We start from the raw sequence: 19554 nt of genomic DNA, 5'->3' as shown, positions 1-19554 counted from the left end.
GGCAGACAGAGTGGAGTTGGATGATTGCTTTCGGATCTTGATTCTCAATGGATTGTGGATCGCGCCAGCGGTGCGGCACCTGTGGCGGTTCGCGTGCTGGTCGACAGTGCCGCAGAAATCAACCCGCTGATCCGCTCGCGCCTGGAGCTGGCCGACCAGATCGGCGCCGTCCTTATGGCCCATGATTTCCGTGACGATGTGATGTCCGCGGTGCCTGCGCCTGTCGAAGACATCCGGACGGATGTATTGGACAATCCTGATCCGCTCTTTCCTTCCGCTCTCCGTCGCTATGGCTTCCATGCATCCGCCAGTCCGTGGCGAAGCAAGCTGGGCGGCGTTGAGGGCCGCAAGGTGAAGCGTTTATGCGAGCCGGGCGTGGATGCACGGCTATTCAAAATCCGGCCCGGTGCCGCGATCCCCCACCATGATCATTATGGGCAGGAATTGACGCTGGTTCTGCAGGGTGGCTTTTCGGATGAAAAGGGCGTCTATCATCGTGGCGATGTCTGTGCCGGGCAGGCGGGCGAGCCGCACACGCCTGTAGGACTGGCCGGTGAGCCGTGTATCTGTTTTGCTGTTTCTCTCGGCGGTTACCGGTTCCGGAATCCTCTGATGTCCATTGCTGCAAGGATGTTGTCATGATGCGCGTAATTCTGACCGGCGCGGTGTGGATCGCGGCCTTTGTGTCCCCGGCCCTGGCGGTCAATCGCGAGGCCGTTCCGGATACAGGGACCATTGCCTTCGATGTGTTCCGGGGCGACAGCCTGTTTGGCGCTCACATTCTCCGGTTTGAAGAAAACGGGAATGAATTGCGGGTCACCACCGATGTCGAACTTCGGGTCCGGATCGGTCCGGTTACTGTGTTCCGGTACGAGCATGATGCGGTCGAGGTCTATGAGGATGGCCGACTGACGCGGATTGACACCACAACGCTGAAGGATGGCGAACAGCTCAGAGTCAGCCTTTCGCGCAATGGCGATGTGTTTTCAGGTCAGGGATCTGACGAGGAGGGCAACCGGCAGCCTGTCAGCCTCCCGGCGTCGCTGACGCCTTCGAGCCACTGGGCGGGCTATGCGCCCGGGCTTGATACGGTGATCAATACCGAAACCGGGAACGAAATGCCGGTGACCATCACCGAGCTGGGCATGACAAATATCGAGGTCGGCGGGCGGCAGATCGAAGCGCGGCACATCCGGCTGGAAGGCTCGCTCACACTCGAGCTCTGGTATGATGCCAATGGGGAATGGGTCAGAAGCCGGTTTTCCGCGCGGGGACAGGACATCACCTATGTCCGCCGGGACATTTGAGCCCATCAGGCGGCTGCATCCGGCTCATTCTGGGTGATCAGCTTTCGGCATCGATCTCATCGCTGCGTGATTATACCGCCGGCGATATCATCCTGATGGCCGAGGTCGATGAAGAAGCCGGCTATGTGGCTCACCACAAGAAGAAAATCGCCTTTCTGTTTTCGGCCATGCGCCATTTTGCAGCGGATTTGTCCGGACAGGGATATGATGTCCGCTATGTGAAGCTGGATGATCGCGGCAATTCTGGCACGCTGTTCGGTGAAGTCGAACGGCTGATTTCCGATAAGGGCCGCACATTTGAGGGCCTCATCATTACATCGCCCGGCGAATGGCGGCTGCTGGATGAAATGCGTCAGTGGTCCAAACGTCTGGAGCTGCTCGTGTATATTCGTCCCGATGATCGTTTCATCTGCCCGCTGGCCCGATTCAATGACTGGGCCGAGGGGCGTACACGCCTGACGATGGAGTATTTCTACCGCGAGATGCGACGGGAGACGGGGCTAATGATGGAGGGCGGTAAGCCTGCAGGCGGGCAGTGGAATTTCGACAGGGAAAATCGCAAACGCCTTCCGGAGTCGGTGGAAATACCCGAACGGCCCCGTCATCCGAGAGACGAGATCACCAATGATGTCATCCGGCTGGTCTCGGAGCGGTTTTCCGCTCATTTTGGCGACCTCGAGCCCTTTCACTATGGTGTCACCGCTGAGGCAGCCGGGGCGGATCTGGATTTCTTTCTGAAGGCGTGTCTGCCGCAATTTGGTGACTTCCAGGATGCCATGTCCAAGGGCGAGGCTTTTCTCTTTCACTCGGTGATATCGCTCTATCTCAATTGCGGGCTGCTGGATCCGATGGACGTTTGCCGCAGGGCCGAGTCGGAATGGCGGTCCGGCCGCGCACCGCTCAATGCGGTGGAAGGCTTTATCCGGCAGATCCTCGGCTGGCGCGAATATGTGCGCGGGCTCTACTGGCTGAAAATGCCCGATTATGCCGAGACAAACCATCTCGAAGCCCGACGGCCGCTTCCGTCGTTCTACTGGAGCGGTGACACACAGATGGCGTGTCTCCGCGATGCGGTGGAAACCACGCGCAAGCATGCCTATGCGCATCACATCCAGCGTTTGATGATTACCGGTAACTTTGCGCTTCTGGCAGCAATTGATCCGAAGGCCGTCGAGGAATGGTATCTGCTGGTCTATGCCGATGCCTATGAATGGGTGGAGTTGCCCAACACACATGGGATGGCGCTTTTTGCCGATGGCGGAATGATGGCCACAAAGCCCTATGCGGCCAGTGGAGCCTATATCAACCGGATGTCAGATTACTGCCGTGGCTGCCATTATTCGGTCAGCCAGAAAAACGGACCGAACGCCTGTCCGTTCAATTATCTCTACTGGAATTTCCTGATCGAGAATGCGGACAGGCTGAAGGGAAATCAGCGCCTGTCCATGCCCTATCGCAATCTGGCTAAAATGAGTGCCGAAAAAAAGACGGAGATCCGGGAGGACAGCCGCCGGTTTTTCGAGGAGATCGGAATTGCCTAGCGGCTGAGAGCGTATTGCGCCACGTCGATGCGTCCGGTGCGGAAACCGGCCTCGCAATAGGCGAGGTAGAATTCCCACATCCGCCGGAAGCGATCATCAAACCCCATCGGCCTGATCTCGTCCCAACTCGCCGTGAACCGCTTCATCCATTCGGCCAGCGTGTCTGCATAGTCGGTAGCGAAAGCTTCAACCCGGTCCAGCGTCAGGCCGGCATTGACGAATTCCTCTTTCAGCCGGGTCAGGCTGGGAAGTACGCCGCCTGGGAATATATAGCGCTGAATGAAATCGGCCCGTCTTGAATAGGTTTCGAAGAGATCGTCCCGAATGGATATGATCTGCAGTCCGGCCTTGCCGCCCGGTTTGAGGCAATCATGGACTTTCGAGAAAAAGGATGGCCAGTATTCCTGTCCGACCGCCTCGAACATCTCGATGGAGGCAATCTTGTCGTATACACCGGATTCGTCCCGATAATCCTGAAGCTTGATATCTACCCTGTCGCCCAGCTGAAGCTTTTCCATACGGTCGATTGCGTAGGCGCGCTGCTCGGTTGAAAGCGTCAGGCAGGTCACCCGTGCTCCGCGGTCGCGGGCTGCGTATTCTGCAAATCCGCCCCAACCACAGCCGATTTCCAGAACATGGTCTCCTTCCTTCAGGTCGATGGAATCAGCCAGCGCCCGGTATTTTTCATGCTGGGCGTCCTCGAGCGGCTGGCCGTCCCGGGTGAAGCGGGCCGATGAATAGGTCATCGAGGGGTCGAGCCACTTCTCGTAGAAGTCATTGCCCAGGTCATAATGGGCCTCGATATTTTTCTTCGCGCCGGCCCTGGTGTTGGCTCTGAGCTGATGAAACGCCCAGTGAAAAAAGCGTGTGATGGGACCGCCCGCCACGATATCCGGCTTGGCGTCAAGATTGACCGAGAAGAAGGAAAGCAGGGCGGTCAGGTCGGGCGTCGTCCATTCGCCTTCCATATAACCTTCACCCAGACCGACATCACCGCCGGCGAGCGCGCGGCGGATAAAGCGGTAATCCCGGACATGGAGTTCGGCTACCGGCCCCGCGGACTTGCCCTTGAAGGTCAGTGACTGGCCGGCCGGGAAGCGGATCGTCAATTGTCCGTTGGGTAGCCGCAAAAGTATGTTCAGCCCGGTCTTCATGCCCACAGGAAGGCCCTGCAGCGCCTTGATGGTCTCGGGTGTTGCCACCACGGATGCGGATCGGCTCATGGAGGTCATGATTCAACCTTACTGTTTTTATGGCCGTGTTTCCAGAACCGGCGTTGACGCCTTTACGGGCGGCGAGGGACGTTTGTGATAGCGCGCACCCTTGAGCCAGAGGCGGAGGGCTTCGAAATGGATCAGGGCGATGGTGGTAAGGGTGGAGAAGGGGAAAGCCGCAAACCAGCCCAGGAAGCCATTGCTGGTTGCCGGCGTCCGTTTCAGCGACATGGACGCTCGAAAGTCAGGACCGTCGTCTGCGACCTTCCGGATCGCCAGCGCCAACGACTCGCCGGGTGGCTGAAGTGCGAATGCATACTGTCCGGACACATCAAAAAAGGGCGAAACATGAAACGCCTTGTCGGCGCGATGATGCTCAACCCGATTTGCCGCGATGGGCGCAACATAGGCATGAGCTTCGCCGAAAGTATTGTGAACCTCATAGATGATGCCTCGCAAGACGCCGTGGCTATCGTATCCGAAATGCAGGGAAATCGGATTGAACTGGTAACCCATAATGCGCGGCTGGCAGATCAGGATGACGCGTTTGATGCCCATTATTCCGGCGGCCTGAAACTGTGTTCGGGACCAGCGCTTTACCCCTGATCCATCCCGGGCACCGAAATCCTTCTCATGAAAGCTGAACAAGGCAGCGCGATTGACGCCAAACCACATTCCGGTCCGATCCGCCTCTTCCAGACGGCCGAGATCGATCCCGATCATGGCGACGGGATACCGGAACCGGTGCTCAAAAGGCTTGAGACGTCTATGCGTGGTTGACCCACGCCATATATGGAGTGGCGAAGTCATTCTGCCGCTGCCATGGCGGGCTTCGCCACGATTCTGCGCTCGCCCCAGCGGCCGCCGTCGATATCGCCATCAACAAAGGCCCAGGGAATTTGCCCGCCAAGGCGCAAGGCAACACGAAGGCCTGACCGCAGACCATCCTCGTGGAAGCCATAGCCCAGCCATGCACCGGCAAACCAGGTATGGCGGACGCCCTGTATGCGGTTGAAGATGCGCTGCGCTGCCAGCCCGGCCGTGCTGAATTGCGGATGGTCATACTGGAATTCACCAAAGGTCAGGGCAGGGTCCGGTTGCCGGTGTGGATTCAGGGTCACGAATAGCGGTCTTGCCGGATCAATGCCCTGCAGCCGGTTCATGTCATAGGTCACACTGGCGGGGCCGTTGGCCTCATCGCGGCAGTAATTCCATGCGGCGCGAGCGCCGGTTCTTTTCGGGCACAATGATGGATCGCGGTGCAGAACAGCGCGGTTGTTGGAATAGGGGATGGCCGACAACAATTCGTCTTCCTGATCGTCCCGGTCTTTCAATAGGCGGCGGGCCTGATCGGAATGGCAGGCGAGGATGATTTCATCAAATTCCTGCGTCTCGCCGCTGTCCATCCGGATGCTGACACCGTTTTCATGTCGCCATATGGCGCTGGCCGGCGCGGATATCCGGACATGGCCTTCGAGGTTCGCCGCAATCCGCTTGACGTATTCGCGGCTGCCGCCTTTGACCGTGCGCCATTGCGGACGTGACATATTCATCAGGCGGTGGTTCTGGAAGAATCGGATGAAAGCATCGGCTGGATAGGCTCGCATTTCCTCTTCGCTGGCAGACCATATGGCCGCCCCCATGGGCAGCAGATAGTTGCGGGTAAAGCGCTCACCGGCGCCCAATTGCTCCAGATACTCTCCCAGAGCCAGCCCTGCTAATCTGCCGCTTTCTAGGTCACAGGGGGCGGTTTTGTTGAAGCGCAGCACGTCGCGGAGCATGGCGATGTAGGAGGGCCGCAGGGCATTGCGCTTCTGCGCAAACAGGCCGCCGAGTCCGTTGGATGACCATTCGATATCGCCGTCCAGCGCAAAGCTGAAGCTCATATCCGACTGGATCGACTCCACGCCCAGCTCGTTGAACAGAGCGACCATGTTGGGATAGTTGAGCGGATTGTAGACGATAAAGCCCGTGTCCACCGCTATGGGCGTGCCATCGTAATCAATATCGACGGTGTTGGCGTGCCCGCCCAGCCGGCTGCGTTTCTCGAACAGCGTGATGTCATGCACATTACGCAGCGCCCAGGCCGCGCCGAGCCCGGAAATGCCGGCACCGATAATGGCGATTTTCCTGCGGGGAATGAAATCAGGGGTAATGACCGGGCTCATGCCGTTTCCTTGAGACTCTGGAATGCGGCAAGGGCACGTTCTCTTGCCGCCTTATGATCAATGATGGGTGCGGGATAGGTCTTTCCAAGCTCGATCCCGGCCTCTTTCAGGATGAGAGGGCCGGCATTCCAGGGCTGGTTGAGATATTTGCCCGGCAGGCGGGCCAGTTCCGGCACCCATTTGCGGATATAATCGCCGTCGGGATCGAATTTCTCCCCCTGGGTAACCGGATTGAAAATCCGGAAATAGGGGGCAGCATCCGCTCCGGAACCGGCGACCCATTGCCAGCTCGCGGAATTATTCGCGAGATCCGCATCAACGAGCGTATCCCAGAACCATTTTTCGCCTTCACGCCAGTCGATCATCAAGTGTTTGATGAGGAAGGAGGCGGTGATCATGCGGACGCGATTGTGCATCCAGCCTGTTGCCCAGAGCTCGCGCATGCCGGCATCGACCATGGGATATCCGGTCTGGCCGCGTTGCCAGGCCTTCAGCGCGGCGGAATCCTGGCGCCAGGGAAACCGGTCAAATTTCGCTTGGTAATTGGCTTCAGGCAGGTCCGGGAAATTGAAGAGAAGGCTGTAGGCAAACTCCCGCCAGCCGAGCTCGCTGAGGAATTTCTCGGCATTGCGGTCGCCGATATCATCGCGGACGCTTTCGGTCGCGCTGACGATCTGGCGTGGACTGACTTCACCGAAATGCAGGTGCGGTGACAGGCCCGACGTATAGGGCTTGTCCGGCCGGTCGCGGCCGCCGGCATACTGCCTTGCACCACTGGCCAAGAAATCTTCCAGGCGTTTCCGGGCGCCTGCTTCTCCCGGGGTCCAGACGGTATTGAAACCTTCAGCCCAATCCGGATTGCGCGGCAGCAGATTCCAGCTTTGCAGAGGATCGCCCGCCGGCCATTCTGCCGGGGAAGGCAAGTGTTCGGGGGCTTTGAGAGGATAGCCCGGGTCGAGTTCTGAGCGGATGTTGCGCCAGAAGGGGGAAAACACCCGGAAGGGATCACCGGACTTGTTTCTTACGGTCCATGGCTCAGCCAGCAGCGATGCATTGAATGACTGCACATCCAGACCGCTGCTGCTCAATTCCGCCTTGATGGATTTGTCACGCTCGCAATTGAAAGGTTCAAAGCAGCGGTTCCAGAAGACGGCGGTTGCGCCCGTTTCTTCGATAAATGCCTTCAGGACAGCGCCGGCTGGCCCGCGCCGCAACAATAGATGACTGCCGATCGCTTCTAGAGCCCCGGACAGTGCCGCCAGACTGTGATGCAGCCACCAGCGGCTGGCGCCGCCGCGTCTCCATTGCCCGGGGGTTTCATCGTCGAGAATAAAGAGTGGTAATACGGCTTGGCCGGTCTGTCGGGCTGCCTCGAGAGCGGGATTGTCCGACAGCCGCAGATCCTGACGGAACCAGACAATGACAGGGGCACGGGGGGAGGAGGACAAAACTTCAGCGGCCTTCTATTCTTTTCTCCCATAACTACGTAAGCAGATAAGAAGCGGATCAGTTGCATCCGCACCGCAGATTGCAGGAAGACAGATCATGGCGAATAGCCAACCGAATGCTGTTATCGAGGTGCCGCGTCCGAATGCGGCCCCGATCCAGATTTCCAATGCCAAGAAGCTGGTCCTGCTGGCCGGGCCCTGTGCGCTGGAAAGCCGCGATCATGCGCTGGATGTCTCCGGTCAGTTGAAGGAAATTGCGGACCGTCTCGGTATCGGCCTTGTTTACAAGACGTCTTTCGACAAGGCGAACCGTACCAGCATTTCCAGCGCCCGCGGCATCGGGCTTGAAGCCGCGCTTCCGATTTTCCAGGAAATCCGGGAAACGACCGGCCTGCCGGTGCTGACCGACGTTCATACTGCGGAACAATGCGCGCTCGCCGCACAGGCGGTGGACGTTCTGCAAATCCCGGCCTTTCTGTGCCGGCAGACCGATCTGCTGATTGCTGCGGCCAAAACCGGCAAGGTGATCAATGTCAAGAAGGGCCAATTCCTGGCCCCGTGGGACATGAAGAATGTCATTGCCAAGGTTACAGAGGCCGGTAATCCCAATGTCATGGCGTGCGAGCGCGGTGTGAGCTTTGGCTATAATACTCTCGTTTCCGATATGCGCGCGCTTCCGGTGCTGGCCGATATCGGCTGTCCGGTGGTGTTCGATGCGACCCACTCCGTGCAACAACCGGGCGGGCAGGGCGGCACGAGTGGCGGTCAACGCGAATTTGTACCGGTACTGGCGCGCGCGGCAGTTTCGATCGGCGTCGCAGCGGTCTTCATGGAAACCCATCCCGACCCGGACAATGCGCCATCCGACGGTCCCAACATGGTGCCGTTGAGCCAGTTTGAAGATATGGTCTCGCGTTTGCTTGAATATGACCAGTTGACCAAGGGCTGGTAGTTCAGCGCGGGCATTCAGGCGGGGACAAAATGGATATCACGACACTCTCCGGCATTCTGGAGCAGGCCAAGGGATTGCGGGTCCTTTGTGTCGGCGATGTGGTGCTGGATCGTTTTGTGTACGGCTCGACGCATCGCGTTTCCCGTGAGGCACCTGTGCCTGTGCTGGACGAAAACGCCGTTGAACTGATGCTGGGCGGTGCCGGTAATGTGATCCGAAATCTGCGGGCGCTCGGCGCTGACGCCACGCTGGTCAGTGTGATCGGGGACGATGCGGAGGGACGGGATGTAGCCGATCGGCTGCACACGGAGGGCGCGGTCAATTCGATTGTGATCGCTTCGGACCGGCCGACACCTGTCAAGACGCGCTTTGTCTCCAATGGCCATCAGATGCTGTGTGTCGACCGCAATCCGAAATCCGGACTCTCGGACACAATAGCCGCGGCGCTGCTGGAGAAAATCCGGCTGGAAATAGCATCAGCAGACATTGTCATTCTCTCCGATTATGGGCGCGGTGTGGTTTCACCGGCGATCAGTAATGGCTTGATGCGGCTGGCACGCGAAGCCGGAAAGCGCGTTTGTGTCGATCCCCGCGGGCGGGATTTTTCCCGCTATAATGGAGCTTTCCTGATCAAGCCGAATGCGCTGGAATTGTTTGAAGAATGCGGCATCGATCCGGCAGATGACGAGTCGACAGCCGCCGGGCTGGAGACCGTCTATGGCGGGCTTGATGATGTCAGCCATTTGATTGTGACGCGCGGCTCGAGAGGAATGAGCCTTTATGGCGAGCGCGGGGTCATGCATGTGCGGGCCCAACCGCGCCAAGTCTATGATGTCTCTGGGGCCGGTGACACGGCGATTTCAATGCTGGCGATCGCTCTGGCCGCCGGCGCTGATCTGCGGTCGGCCATGGAAGCGGCGGTTCATGCATCCGGTGAAGTGGTCACCAAGGTCGGAACCGCAACGGTTTCCCCGGATGATCTGCTCGTCGCTGCCAGTGCCGGACGCCACAAGACGGGACATGATTCCCTTGCCCAGCTCGTGGAAACTGTCGCCCGCTGGCGCGCACATGGCCTGAAAGTCGGTCTGACCAATGGCTGTTTTGATATCCTGCATGCCGGGCATGTCAGCTATCTGGAAAAAGCGCGTGCGCATTGTGACCGCCTTATCATCGGTCTGAATTCGGATGCCTCGGTGCGCCGTCTCAAGGGTGAGGGCCGTCCGGTCAATAATGCAGACGCCAGGGCCAGTGTTCTGTCGGCGCTTGCCGCTGTGGACCAGATTGTTGTTTTTGATGAAGATACACCCTCCGGCCTGATCGAGGCGCTGCGTCCGGACGTGTATCTGAAAGGCGCGGACTATACGGTCGAGGACCTGTTGCCGCTCGGCGGGTCAATCGTCAGATCCTATGGCGGGGAAATCCGACTAATTCCCCTGGTTGAAGGTCAATCCACCACAGGCCTGTTGCAAAGACTCGCCGATCAACAATCCTAATTTCCGTCCGCCCGGTCGGGAATCGGTATCACGGGTGCATCCTCGATTTCCTCGGGTTGGCCCATTGGCGGTGCCTGCATGTTCTCGTCAGTATAGACCGGCATGAAGGCTGCTGCGCGCTGCCCGACATCGGTGCGCAAATCCTCGTAGAACAGATTGAAGGGCGGGAGCCGGAAATGCTCGGCCAGCCGGCGTGGGCGGTAGAGCGACCGGGACCTCGGCAATTCTGTCATCAGCACACCGTCAATGCATTGAGCGCCGGTTTGTGCAGGCAGGGCTGCCGGGGAGGCGCCTTCACGGAAACCGGAGGCTTGCGCGCCGCCACGATGGAGGCGGGCGGGAGCGTAATCGGTTGTTCGCGCGCCCAGAATGGGATTGACGCACAACAGGCCGCGTCCTTCGACCCGCGCCAGCGCGCCGCCCGATGCCCATGTCATGGTTCGTTCCGTCAGATACCGGATCCGGTCCTCATTCTCCGAAACGGCGGAAACATAGCTGTAAACACAGCGGAAGTCGGATGGGGTTTCGCACGCTGAAATGTCCGCCAGCTGGTTCTGCAGCAAATCGAGCGGCAGAGGGTGCTCGAGGATGTAGGCGGCAACCAATCGCCGGCGCAAATCAGGTCGCGGTGCCACATCTTCGGTCAGGACGGCGAGACTGTGCAATCCGCCCTGGCCCACACCGACAATCAGGAATGGTGTGTCATCCCCGATCAGTTCCAGGAAAGCCACGAATGCATTGCGGACGTCCGAGGAGGCCGTCAGACGGGCAGCAACCCCGTCCTCGCGGAGATTCATGAAGGTATAGAGCGCGGCCTGACGATAGCGGGGCGCATAAATGGCTCCGGCATTCGCAAATGGCGCTGCAAAATTGGGCAATTGTTCCTCAATCACCAGATTGGCCGGTTCCTCGGCGTCGATGGCGGCATTCCACTCTGATCCGCCGGAATAGGTTGTGCCATGGACAAAGAAAACAGCTGCCTGGCCGGTCTGAACTGCCGGACGTGCATACCAGGCGGTATTGGCGGAATAATCCGGTGCGTCCGGCCGGATATAGGTCTGATAGGGTTCGCCGGGATCAAGCAGGGACTGGTAAATCTGGTCTCGCAATATCCAGGCGGCCAATGCGACCAGAAGCAGGAAGCCGATCGCCGCCGCTGTGATCACCCACAGGGCAATGCGGGTGCGGGATACGGATTGCCAGATTTTGAGCATGCCTGACCCTGAACATTCTTGCGTGTTGGCGTTGATCCGCCGGAGGCGTAGTGTTGCCCAGTTCGGCGGAGAATCAACCGGATTGGCTGTCTGAAATACCGGAAAGGAGGTCAGGCGTGTTTCGCTGGCTGAGAAATAGTTTGCTTACGGGTATCGTCGTCGCTTTGCCGGTGACCGTAACTGTTTGGTTAATATATACTTTTGTGACTTTCGTGGATCAGGTTATCAAGCCGCTCATTCCGGCCCAGTATAATCCTGAGAGCTATCTGCCGTTTGCCTTGCCCGGCTTAGGCGTGGTCGTGGCTGTCGTGGGACTGACGCTGCTGGGTGCCCTGGCGGCAAATTTCTTTGGCCGGACACTGATCGGCATGGGCGAACGCCTGCTCAATTCGGTGCCTCTGGTCCGGAATGTCTATGGCGCCGTCAAGCAGATCGCCGAGACTGTGTTTTCCAGCCGGCAGCAATCTTTCCAAGAGGTCGTCCTCGTCGAATTTCCGACCAAGGGCTCCTATGCGGTTGGATTTGTAACGGCGGCCGCACAGGGCGAAATCAGGGATGATGTCGGTGAGGATGCAATCGGTATTTTTGTCCCGACTACACCGAATCCGACCTCGGGCTTTCTGCTCTACACACCGCGTGAACGGGTGATGCCGCTGGAAATGTCGGTGGAAGAGGCCGCCAAGATGATCATCTCCTTCGGTCTGGTGACGCCCGAGGGGCTGGCGCGCGCCGATGTCCCCGAGCATATCAAGGAAAAAGCGGCACAGCTGGACAAGAAAAGCTAGCCGGATTCAATCAGCCGGATGCCTTCATCCTGTTCGAACAGATAGAGCAGTATCCGCCGGGCTTCGGCGTAACGGCCCTTGAAATCCGGATCTTCGTAAACGGCTTTCTTTGCCGCTTCGTTTGCGAGCGGTATCAGGTCCAGATGCGCTTCGATATCAACGAGACGGTATTCCGGCAGCCCGCTCTGTCGTACGCCCAGCGGATCGCCGGCTCCCCGGAGTTTCCAGTCTTCCTCGGCAATGACAAAGCCATCATCTGTCTGCTTCATGATATCGAGGCGCTTCCGGGCAATCTCGCCCAGCGGTGCCTGATAGAGCAGGAGGCAGGTTGATGCCTTGTCTGACCGCCCGACGCGGCCGCGCAGCTGATGCAACTGGGCGAGACCAAATCGCTCCGCATGCTCGATGATCATGATGGTCGCATCCGGCGCGTCGATCCCGACTTCGATGACGGTTGTCGCCACAAGGATGTCGATTTCGCCATCGCGGAAGCGCATGGCTTCGGCGTCCTTGTCCGCAGCCTTCATGCGCCCATGGACGAGACCAACACGGTCCTCGCCATAAATTGCCGTAAGCTGGCGATAGCGATCTTCTGCAGCCGAGAGGTCGGAAAGGTCGGATTCCTCGACCAGCGGGCAGACCCAATAGACTCGTTCATTCCGCTGGATGGCGCGGCCAATGGCGTCAATCACGCTGTCGATCCGCTCCATGGAAATCGTGCGGGTATCCGGCGGTTGGCGGCCGGCAGGTTTTTCATCCAGTCTGGACATGTCCATATGGCCGTAGACCGAAAGCGACAATGTTCGCGGAATGGGGGTTGCGGTCATCACCAGCAATTCCGGGCGGCGGCCCTTCGAGGAGAGTTTCAGCCGGTCGGAAACGCCAAAGCGATGCTGCTCATCGATTACCACAAGGCCGAGATTTGAAAACGTTACGCCCTCCTGAAACAGAGCATGCGTGCCGCACACGACATCGATTTCACCGCGTTCCAGGCAGTCCAGGATGTCGCTTCGCTTTTTCCCCTTGTCGCGCCCTGTGAGGACCCCCACGGTCATGCCGGCCGGTTTCAGAAAGGTCTCGATATTCCGCGCCAGTTGCCGGGCAAGGATTTCAGTGGGTGCCATGATTGCGGTCTGCAATCCGGCTTCATACGCCCGCGCCGCTGCTAATGCGGCGACGAAGGTTTTCCCGGCCCCCACATCCCCGTGAAGCAATCGCATCATGCGGCGATCGGAGGCCATGTCGCCGGAGATTTCACCAAAAGAGCGCAGCTGTGCGTTTGTCGGCGTGAAGGGTGCTGCCGCCAGAACCTTGTCGACACTCTCACCATTGCCGATGACGGGCTGCCCGGCGCGGCGTCGCCGGCGTTGCGCGACGATCTGGAGTGCGAGTTGCCGGGCAAACAATTCGTCACAGGCCAGTCTCTGGCGCGCGGGATGTGCCGGGTCGGTTTCTGCGATGTTTTCCGGATAATGGAGTATATGAAGGGCGTGATGCCAGTCGGGCCAATTCCGCTCGTGCAAGACCGATCCATCATGCCATTCAGGCAGATGCGGAAGGTTCTGCATGGCAGCACGGATGGCTTTGCGCAGGACTTTCAGGCTGAGGCCTTGCGTCAGCGGATAGACGGTCTCAAGTCCGCCGAGCTCCATGGCTTCCGCTTCTGTCAGGACAAGATCAGGATGGGTAATCTGTTTTTCACTGCCGAATCTCTCGATTTTGCCAGAGACAATCCGCGTTTCACCTTCCGGCAGAAGGCGTCTCAGATAATCGATGCGGGGTTTGAAATAGACAAGGTGCAGAAATCCGGTCTCGTCGCTCATGCGGACCTTGTAGGGCGTAAACCGGTTTTTGGGCGGCTCGATATGACCTTCCACCTCGCACCTGATCGTGACGATCTGACCTTCGGGTGCGTCTTCAATGGTGGGCCGCAAGCTGCGGTCAATAACCGAGACCGGCCGGAACAGGACAAGGTCGCGCACGCGGCTGCCGGCGACTTTCTCAACCAGAGCAGCCAGTTTCGGCCCGAGGCCGGGCAGGGTGGTGACCTCCTTGAAGAGGGAAAAGAGAATCTCCGGACGCATGAAGTGCAGATTGCGGCAGACTGGCGCTTCACGCCAGCGCCGGGTCAGCCTATATGGCCGTCCCATGTCAGAAACTGTTGAAACACGCCGCCGCCGTTTGCTCTTCCGCGCTGAACATCGCGGCTTCAAGGAAGCCGATCTGGTGATTGGCGGATTTGCCCGCAAAAACCTGCCGGTTATGGATGCCGCCGCGCTGGATGAGTTCGAAGCCCTGATCAATACGCCGGACCAGGACCTTTATGCCTGGATCGTCGGCCGTGAACAGGTGCCGGACGAATTCCGCGGTCCGGTCTTTGACGCACTCGCCGCCTCGGCCGTCGCTGTCAGCAAGCCCTGAACGTGGATTGGGTCGAGCCCATAGTCTCGTCACCGGGCAGGTTGACGATCGGCGGTGCGCCGGAGGGGTATGACGCGCTTATCCTAGGCGAGGCCCTGAAAAAGCGGGGCGGGACAGCCCTGTTCATTGCACGGGATGCCTCGCGCGCGGCCGCTTTTGAAAGTGCATGGCAATTCTTTGCGCCGTCCATTCCTGCCTTGCGCCTGCCAGCCTGGGATTGTCAGCCCTATGACCGGATATCGCCCAGCCCGCGTGTTGCCGCCCGGCGGGCGGCAACCCTGGCCTGGCTGGCCGCCCGGAATGAGGCTGATTCATCACCATTGCTGATCATCGCGACGATCAATGCGGTCACACAAAAATGTGCGCCACGGGGAACAATGGCGTCGCGCGGCTTTCAGGCGAAGCCCGGCGAAGTCACCGATCTGGACGCGCTGAAGGCCTATCTTACCGCGAACGGGTATTCGCGGACGACAACTGTCCGGGAGCCGGGAGATTTTGCGGTCCGGGGCGGTGTTGTGGATGCTTTTCCGCCGGGCATGGAGGAGCCGGTCCGGCTCGACATGTTCGGGGATACGCTTGAATCGGTCCGGTCATTCGATCCTGAAACGCAGCGCTCCACCCGGCAATTGAAATCCATCACTTTCTCACCGGTCAGCGAGCTTTTTCTGGATGAGGCCAGTATTTCCCGGTTCCGTTCTGGATATGTCAGGGCGTTTGGGGCGATCACGGATGGGGATCCCGTCTATGAAGGGGTCAGTTCCGGATTGAGACCGCAAGGCATTGAGCACTGGCTGCCATTGTTTCACGAGACGCTGGAAACCCCGTTCGATTACCTCGGGCCGGACGCCCTGATTGCCATTGATCATCAGGCATCCGATGCGCTCGCCCAGCGCAATGAGCTGGTGGCCGATTATTACGATGCCCGCAAGTCAGCTGCCGGGACCGTGACGGGCGGCATCAAGGCTCCCGCCTATCGTGCCTTGCCGCCGGACAGTCTCTATCTACCGCCGGACAATTTTGATGCCGCGATCCAACCCTTCGATACGCGCCGCTTTACGCCTTTCAGCGAGCCGGATGCCATGGATGCCGGTGGGCGCCAGGGCCGCAGCTTTGCCGCTGAACGGGCCGCGGAAGGTGTCAATATCTTCGATGCCGCCGCAAAACATATCCAGTCACAACTCTCTTTCGGGAAGCGGGTTGTTATCGCCTCATGGACGGAAGGCGCATCTGACCGGATGGGCGGTGTTCTGGCCGACCACGGTCTGAAGACACCGCAGCAGGCGAATAACTGGTCCGATATTCAAAAGGCGGTCCCGAGCGTGGCGCTGCGCACGGTCCTGCCACTCGAACACGGATTCGAGACGGCGGATCTTGTCGTCATCTCCGAACAGGATGTGCTCGGTGACCGGCTGGCACGCCCGCGCCGCAAGAAAGGCGCAGAGGTCATTCTGGAGGCGGGCTCGCTCGGCGTGGGCGATCTGGTCGTCCACAGTGATCACGGGCTGGGGCGTTATCTGGGGCTCAGAACGCTGGACGTTCAGGACGCCCCCCATGATTGCCTCGAAATCGAATATTCCGGCGGATCAAAACTGTTTCTGCCAGTTGAAAACATCGAACTGCTTTCCCGCTACGGCAATGAGAGTGAAGGCGTGCAGCTGGACAAGCTGGGCGGCGTCGCCTGGCAGGCGCGCAAGGCAAAAGCCAAGAAGCGCTTGCGCGACATGGCCGAGGAGCTGATCCGGATTGCCGCAGAGCGCAATGCCCGGAAAGCGGACGTCATCACACCGCCAAGCGGGACGTATGACGAGTTCAGCGCAGCTTTCCCCTATGTCGAAACCGATGATCAGCTCTCTGCGATCGAGGATGTGTTCGGGGATCTGGCCAGCGGCCGGCCGATGGACCGGCTGATTTGCGGGGATGTAGGCTTCGGTAAGACCGAAGTGGCGCTGAGAGCCGCTTTCATCACCGCCATGGAAGGCCGGCAGGTTGCCGTCGTCGCGCCGACTACATTGCTGGCCCGCCAGCATTTCAAGACATTCTCTGACCGTTTCCGCAACTGGCCGGTCAAGGTGCGGCATTTATCGCGTCTGGTGCCTGCGAAAGAAGCGGCGCTGACACGGCAGGAATTGCAGGATGGCAAGGCCGAGATCGTTGTTGGAACACATGCCTTGTTGTCGGATTCGGTGAAGTTCTCTGATCTGGGCTTGCTCATTGTCGACGAGGAGCAGCATTTCGGCGTGAAGCACAAGGAACGTCTGAAAGCGCTGCGGTCGGATGTTCATGTGCTGACGCTGACGGCCACTCCCATACCGCGCACGCTGCAACTGGCGCTGACGGGGATCCGCGATCTGTCGATCATTGCAACACCGCCCATCGATCGTCTGGCCGTCCGCACCTACGTCTCGCCATTTGATCCGGTGACCGTACGGGAAGCCTTGCTCCGCGAGAAGTATCGCGGCGGTCTCAGCTATTTTGTTGCGCCCCGCATCACCGACCTCGACGCCATGGCGGAATTTCTGCGTGAGCGTGTGCCGGAGGTCTCCTTCGTGGTCGCACATGGCCAGATGGCACCAACGCGGCTCGAAGATATCATGACCGCCTTCTATGAAGGCCGGTATGATGTGCTGGTCTCAACCTCGATCGTGGAATCCGGCCTCGATATTCCGACCGCCAATACGCTGGTGATCTACCGGGCCGACCGATTTGGACTGTCTCAGCTGTATCAGCTTCGGGGCCGGGTCGGGCGCTCCAAGACGCGCGCCTATGCCTATCTGACCACTTCGCCGAACACTGGAATCACGCCGCAGGCCGAGCGCCGGCTGCAGGTCCTGCATTCGCTCGATACGCTAGGTGCGGGATTCTCGCTGGCCAGCCATGATCTCGACATTCGCGGTGGCGGAAACCTGCTGGGTGAAGAACAATCCGGACATATCCGCGATGTTGGCGTCGAGCTTTATCAGTCCATGCTGGAGGAGGCGGTCGCATCGCTCCAGAACGATCGGGAAGAGGATGACCGGGACTGGTCCCCGTCCATCAATGCCGGAGCAGCAGTCCTGATACCTGAAAGCTATGTTGCCGACCTTGATCTGCGGCTGCAGCTTTACCGGAGGGTTTCAAACCTCGCCAACAAGGCGGAACGCGAGGCTTTTGCCGCTGAACTGATCGACCGGTTCGGGCCGTTGCCCGAGGAAGTCGAACAGCTCATGCATGTCATGCAGGTGAAGATGCTGTGCAAGATTGCCGGCGTTCAGAAAATCGATGCCGGGCCCAAGGGCGTCACAATCCAGTTCCGCAATGATGCGTTTGCCGACCCGGCCGGTCTGGTGAAGCTGATCACTGATAACCCGCACGAATTCCGCGTCCGTCCGGATCAGAAACTCTTCATCGCCGGTGACTGGCCCGAGGCCCGGCAGCGGCTGAAAGGCATGGAGCGCGCGTTGGCCCGCCTGGCTGATCTGGCGCGGCGGACGTCCGGCTAGACGGCTTCCAGGCGGGCACGATCCAGCATCCGCGTGCCCCGTTCGATCAGGGCTTCGGCGGTTTCTTCGCCTGTTGCTTCCAGCGAGACGCAATTAATATTCAGGCGGAATGGGTGTAAGGGATCATCGCCATCAAAAGCGGTACATTCGGCCACTGCTGACACGCGTTCTGCCACACATTCAGCGCCGTCCTTGCCGGTATAGGGCAGGATGGCCGCATAAAGATTGGCTGCAATCAGGGCCGGAAAATCCTCGGCCCGCAGCAAATGGCGCAACATGGCTGCAAACTGGACCTGGGCGCCGCTGAGTTTTTCAGGGCTGATGGCGGTATCCGGCGGTTCCATGGCCATAAGGACCAGACCGGTCGGCTTGTGGGTTCTCGCGGCTGTATTCAGCAAGTCCTGCAAGTGGGCGAGGGCCAGCTTCGGACGATACAGGCCCAGTTCCGCATCCGTGGTCGAGCGGGCCCGGCAATTCTCGAGCAGCGCCTTGGCGGCGCGCCGGCGGCGGCGTTCGTCTGCCAGACGCAAGACCCGCGCACTGATTTCAGCCGGTGTTGCATTGTCGGGAAGGATGTCTGAAACGCCGCGCGCGAAAGCTTCATCAGCCGCGTCGAAGCGCCCGGAAGGTGTCAGCAACAGCACCGGTGTGTGATAGAGGCGGGCATTGCGGCGCATGGCGGAGGAGATGGTAAAAGCCAGCTCCTTCTTGTTGATTGCATTCAGAATGACGGCATCAAAGGGGCGTTCATGCAAGTAATCGAACGCCGAGAATGAAGAAAATGCGGCGATCATGCCGGTGTCGGATGCGTTGAGCGCATGGCGGATCGCCATGAACCGGGATGTGGCATCGCCGACAAAAAGCACTGTCGGCCGCTTTTCCGCCTGGAGTTCACCCGTTACCGGATGACCGAAAACCTCGACGGCCGCACGGCGCCGTCGCGCGACATCCTCCATCACCCAGAGGCGGCGCAGGGATTGAACACGATTGGCAAGCTGGACCGGCGAGACCGGACGACGCAGCCAGCCATCAAATCCGTCTGGCGGAGGCACTGTATCGGATATCAGAATGACAGGCGGCCGGCCTTTCGCCTTGCCGGCATGCAAATCCGCCAGTTCCCGCGCGTGTTCAGGATCCGATGCGCAAATGACGATGGCGTCAATACGGTCCGCAGGGCGGGGTTTATCGACCGGAATGGTATGGGTATTGATCTGATAGACATCAAGCTCGCCGGGTTTCAGCGACAGATTTCCATCGGCATCAATAAGAGCGATATTCAGCATGCAGGTGCGGCCTTCCCCCAAGGCGAATGACGACAGGTTGTCATAAAAAAGTGAATGTGGAAACCGCTCAACCGATAGCACGGATTTCGTTCATATAGCGTTCAAGCAGCCCCCCTTATTCCTGTTTGCGAGATCAACGGACACCTTCTTGTCCCTCGCACGTCCGTTGTCTTGGCCGGGAAACCGGTCTGAACTATCCCAGATGCGCCAGCCTGCACCCACAGGCTGGCGTTTCTGTTTCCGAACCCG

15 protein-coding genes are annotated in these 19554 nt (G+C 59.3%); 8 read left to right on the top strand and 7 right to left on the bottom strand.

Annotated features, from left to right (window positions below; translation table 11 throughout):
* Positions 1-24: 24 nt before the first annotated feature.
* From DBR16_RS06120 to DBR16_RS06110, 3 genes are read left to right on the top strand one after another with little or no spacing between them, the layout of a single operon-like run.
* Positions 25-642 carry a cupin domain-containing protein gene (locus tag DBR16_RS06120; protein ID WP_233347629.1) on the top strand — a complete coding sequence of 206 codons (618 nt, stop codon included), beginning with the start codon at positions 25-27 and terminating at the stop codon, positions 640-642.
* The gene (locus DBR16_RS06115; RefSeq protein ID WP_109260365.1) at positions 639-1307 is read left to right on the top strand and encodes a DUF6134 family protein; all 669 of its coding nucleotides are present in this window, start codon (positions 639-641) and stop codon (positions 1305-1307) included. The genes DBR16_RS06120 and DBR16_RS06115 overlap by 4 nt, the downstream gene beginning before the upstream one ends.
* Complete coding sequence (locus DBR16_RS06110; protein WP_233347627.1) at positions 1304-2848, top strand: cryptochrome/photolyase family protein; 1545 nt, start codon at positions 1304-1306, stop codon at positions 2846-2848. The genes DBR16_RS06115 and DBR16_RS06110 overlap by 4 nt, the downstream gene beginning before the upstream one ends.
* Here the strand turns inward: DBR16_RS06110 and DBR16_RS06105 are convergent.
* The 4 genes from DBR16_RS06105 to DBR16_RS06090 are packed head-to-tail and all read right to left on the bottom strand — an operon-like array spanning position 2845 to position 7678.
* Positions 2845-4071, bottom strand: a complete 1227-nt coding sequence (locus DBR16_RS06105; RefSeq protein WP_233347626.1) for an SAM-dependent methyltransferase — start codon at positions 4069-4071, stop codon at positions 2845-2847. The two genes, DBR16_RS06110 and DBR16_RS06105, sit on opposite strands and share 4 nt — an antisense overlap.
* 27 nt (positions 4072-4098) lie before the next feature.
* A complete protein-coding gene (locus DBR16_RS06100) occupies positions 4099-4872 on the bottom strand; it encodes a DUF1365 domain-containing protein (RefSeq protein WP_109260362.1) in 774 nt (257 codons plus the stop codon).
* Complete coding sequence (locus tag DBR16_RS06095; protein WP_109260361.1) at positions 4869-6230, bottom strand: NAD(P)/FAD-dependent oxidoreductase; 1362 nt, start codon at positions 6228-6230, stop codon at positions 4869-4871. The genes DBR16_RS06100 and DBR16_RS06095 overlap by 4 nt, the downstream gene beginning before the upstream one ends.
* Positions 6227-7678, bottom strand: a complete 1452-nt coding sequence (locus DBR16_RS06090) for a cryptochrome/photolyase family protein (protein ID WP_109260360.1) — start codon at positions 7676-7678, stop codon at positions 6227-6229. The genes DBR16_RS06095 and DBR16_RS06090 overlap by 4 nt, the downstream gene beginning before the upstream one ends.
* 97 nt (positions 7679-7775) lie before the next feature.
* Here DBR16_RS06090 and kdsA point away from each other — a divergent pair, with 97 nt between their 5' ends.
* Entirely contained in the window at positions 7776-8630 is an 855-nt protein-coding gene (gene kdsA / locus DBR16_RS06085) for a 3-deoxy-8-phosphooctulonate synthase (protein WP_109260359.1), read from the top strand.
* A 29-nt stretch (positions 8631-8659) separates the two neighbouring features.
* A complete protein-coding gene (rfaE2, locus tag DBR16_RS06080) occupies positions 8660-10123 on the top strand; it encodes a D-glycero-beta-D-manno-heptose 1-phosphate adenylyltransferase (protein ID WP_109260358.1) in 1464 nt (487 codons plus the stop codon).
* On the opposite strand, the gene DBR16_RS06075 is transcribed toward rfaE2, so the two are convergent.
* On the bottom strand, positions 10120-11337 hold the full coding sequence (locus DBR16_RS06075; protein WP_109260357.1) for a DUF3089 domain-containing protein: 1218 nt from the start codon (positions 11335-11337) through the stop codon (positions 10120-10122). The two genes, rfaE2 and DBR16_RS06075, sit on opposite strands and share 4 nt — an antisense overlap.
* 212 nt (positions 11338-11549) lie before the next feature.
* Between DBR16_RS06075 and DBR16_RS06070 the strand changes: the two genes are divergently transcribed.
* Positions 11550-12122 carry a DUF502 domain-containing protein gene (locus DBR16_RS06070; protein WP_233347625.1) on the top strand — a complete coding sequence of 191 codons (573 nt, stop codon included), beginning with the start codon at positions 11550-11552 and terminating at the stop codon, positions 12120-12122.
* Here DBR16_RS06070 and recG read toward each other — a convergent pair.
* Positions 12119-14206 (bottom strand): ATP-dependent DNA helicase RecG, encoded by a 2088-nt coding sequence (gene recG / locus DBR16_RS06065; protein WP_109260355.1) that lies wholly within the window; start codon positions 14204-14206, stop codon positions 12119-12121. The two genes, DBR16_RS06070 and recG, sit on opposite strands and share 4 nt — an antisense overlap.
* 64 nt (positions 14207-14270) lie before the next feature.
* Between recG and DBR16_RS06060 the strand changes: the two genes are divergently transcribed.
* Both DBR16_RS06060 and mfd read left to right on the top strand, forming a co-directional pair.
* Positions 14271-14543, top strand: a complete 273-nt coding sequence (locus DBR16_RS06060) for an FAD assembly factor SdhE (RefSeq protein ID WP_109260564.1) — start codon at positions 14271-14273, stop codon at positions 14541-14543.
* Between the two features lie 41 nt (positions 14544-14584).
* A complete protein-coding gene (gene mfd, locus DBR16_RS06055) occupies positions 14585-18022 on the top strand; it encodes a transcription-repair coupling factor (protein WP_233347623.1) in 3438 nt (1145 codons plus the stop codon).
* Here mfd and DBR16_RS06050 read toward each other — a convergent pair.
* Positions 18019-19305: a PleD family two-component system response regulator gene (locus tag DBR16_RS06050; RefSeq protein WP_109260353.1), complete on the bottom strand. Its 1287-nt coding sequence runs from the start codon at positions 19303-19305 to the stop codon at positions 18019-18021. The two genes, mfd and DBR16_RS06050, sit on opposite strands and share 4 nt — an antisense overlap.
* Between the last annotated feature and the right edge of the window lie 249 nt (positions 19306-19554).

The organism is Hyphobacterium indicum, assembly GCF_003129605.1.
Lineage (GTDB): Bacteria > Pseudomonadota > Alphaproteobacteria > Caulobacterales > Maricaulaceae > Hyphobacterium > Hyphobacterium indicum.
This window is presented reverse-complemented; position numbering and strand designations above follow the sequence as displayed.

Coding starts and splice junctions, on each gene's coding strand:
- DBR16_RS06115 (WP_109260365.1), top strand. CDS start 639: ATGATGCGCGTAATTCTGACCGGCGCGGTGTGGATCGCGGCCTTTGTG.
- DBR16_RS06105 (WP_233347626.1), bottom strand. CDS start 4,071: ATGAGCCGATCCGCATCCGTGGTGGCAACACCCGAGACCATCAAGGCG.
- DBR16_RS06100 (WP_109260362.1), bottom strand. CDS start 4,872: ATGACTTCGCCACTCCATATATGGCGTGGGTCAACCACGCATAGACGT.
- DBR16_RS06095 (WP_109260361.1), bottom strand. CDS start 6,230: ATGAGCCCGGTCATTACCCCTGATTTCATTCCCCGCAGGAAAATCGCC.
- kdsA (WP_109260359.1), top strand. CDS start 7,776: ATGGCGAATAGCCAACCGAATGCTGTTATCGAGGTGCCGCGTCCGAAT.
- rfaE2 (WP_109260358.1), top strand. CDS start 8,660: ATGGATATCACGACACTCTCCGGCATTCTGGAGCAGGCCAAGGGATTG.
- DBR16_RS06075 (WP_109260357.1), bottom strand. CDS start 11,337: ATGCTCAAAATCTGGCAATCCGTATCCCGCACCCGCATTGCCCTGTGG.
- recG (WP_109260355.1), bottom strand. CDS start 14,206: ATGCGTCCGGAGATTCTCTTTTCCCTCTTCAAGGAGGTCACCACCCTG.
- DBR16_RS06060 (WP_109260564.1), top strand. CDS start 14,271: ATGTCAGAAACTGTTGAAACACGCCGCCGCCGTTTGCTCTTCCGCGCT.
- DBR16_RS06050 (WP_109260353.1), bottom strand. CDS start 19,305: ATGCTGAATATCGCTCTTATTGATGCCGATGGAAATCTGTCGCTGAAA.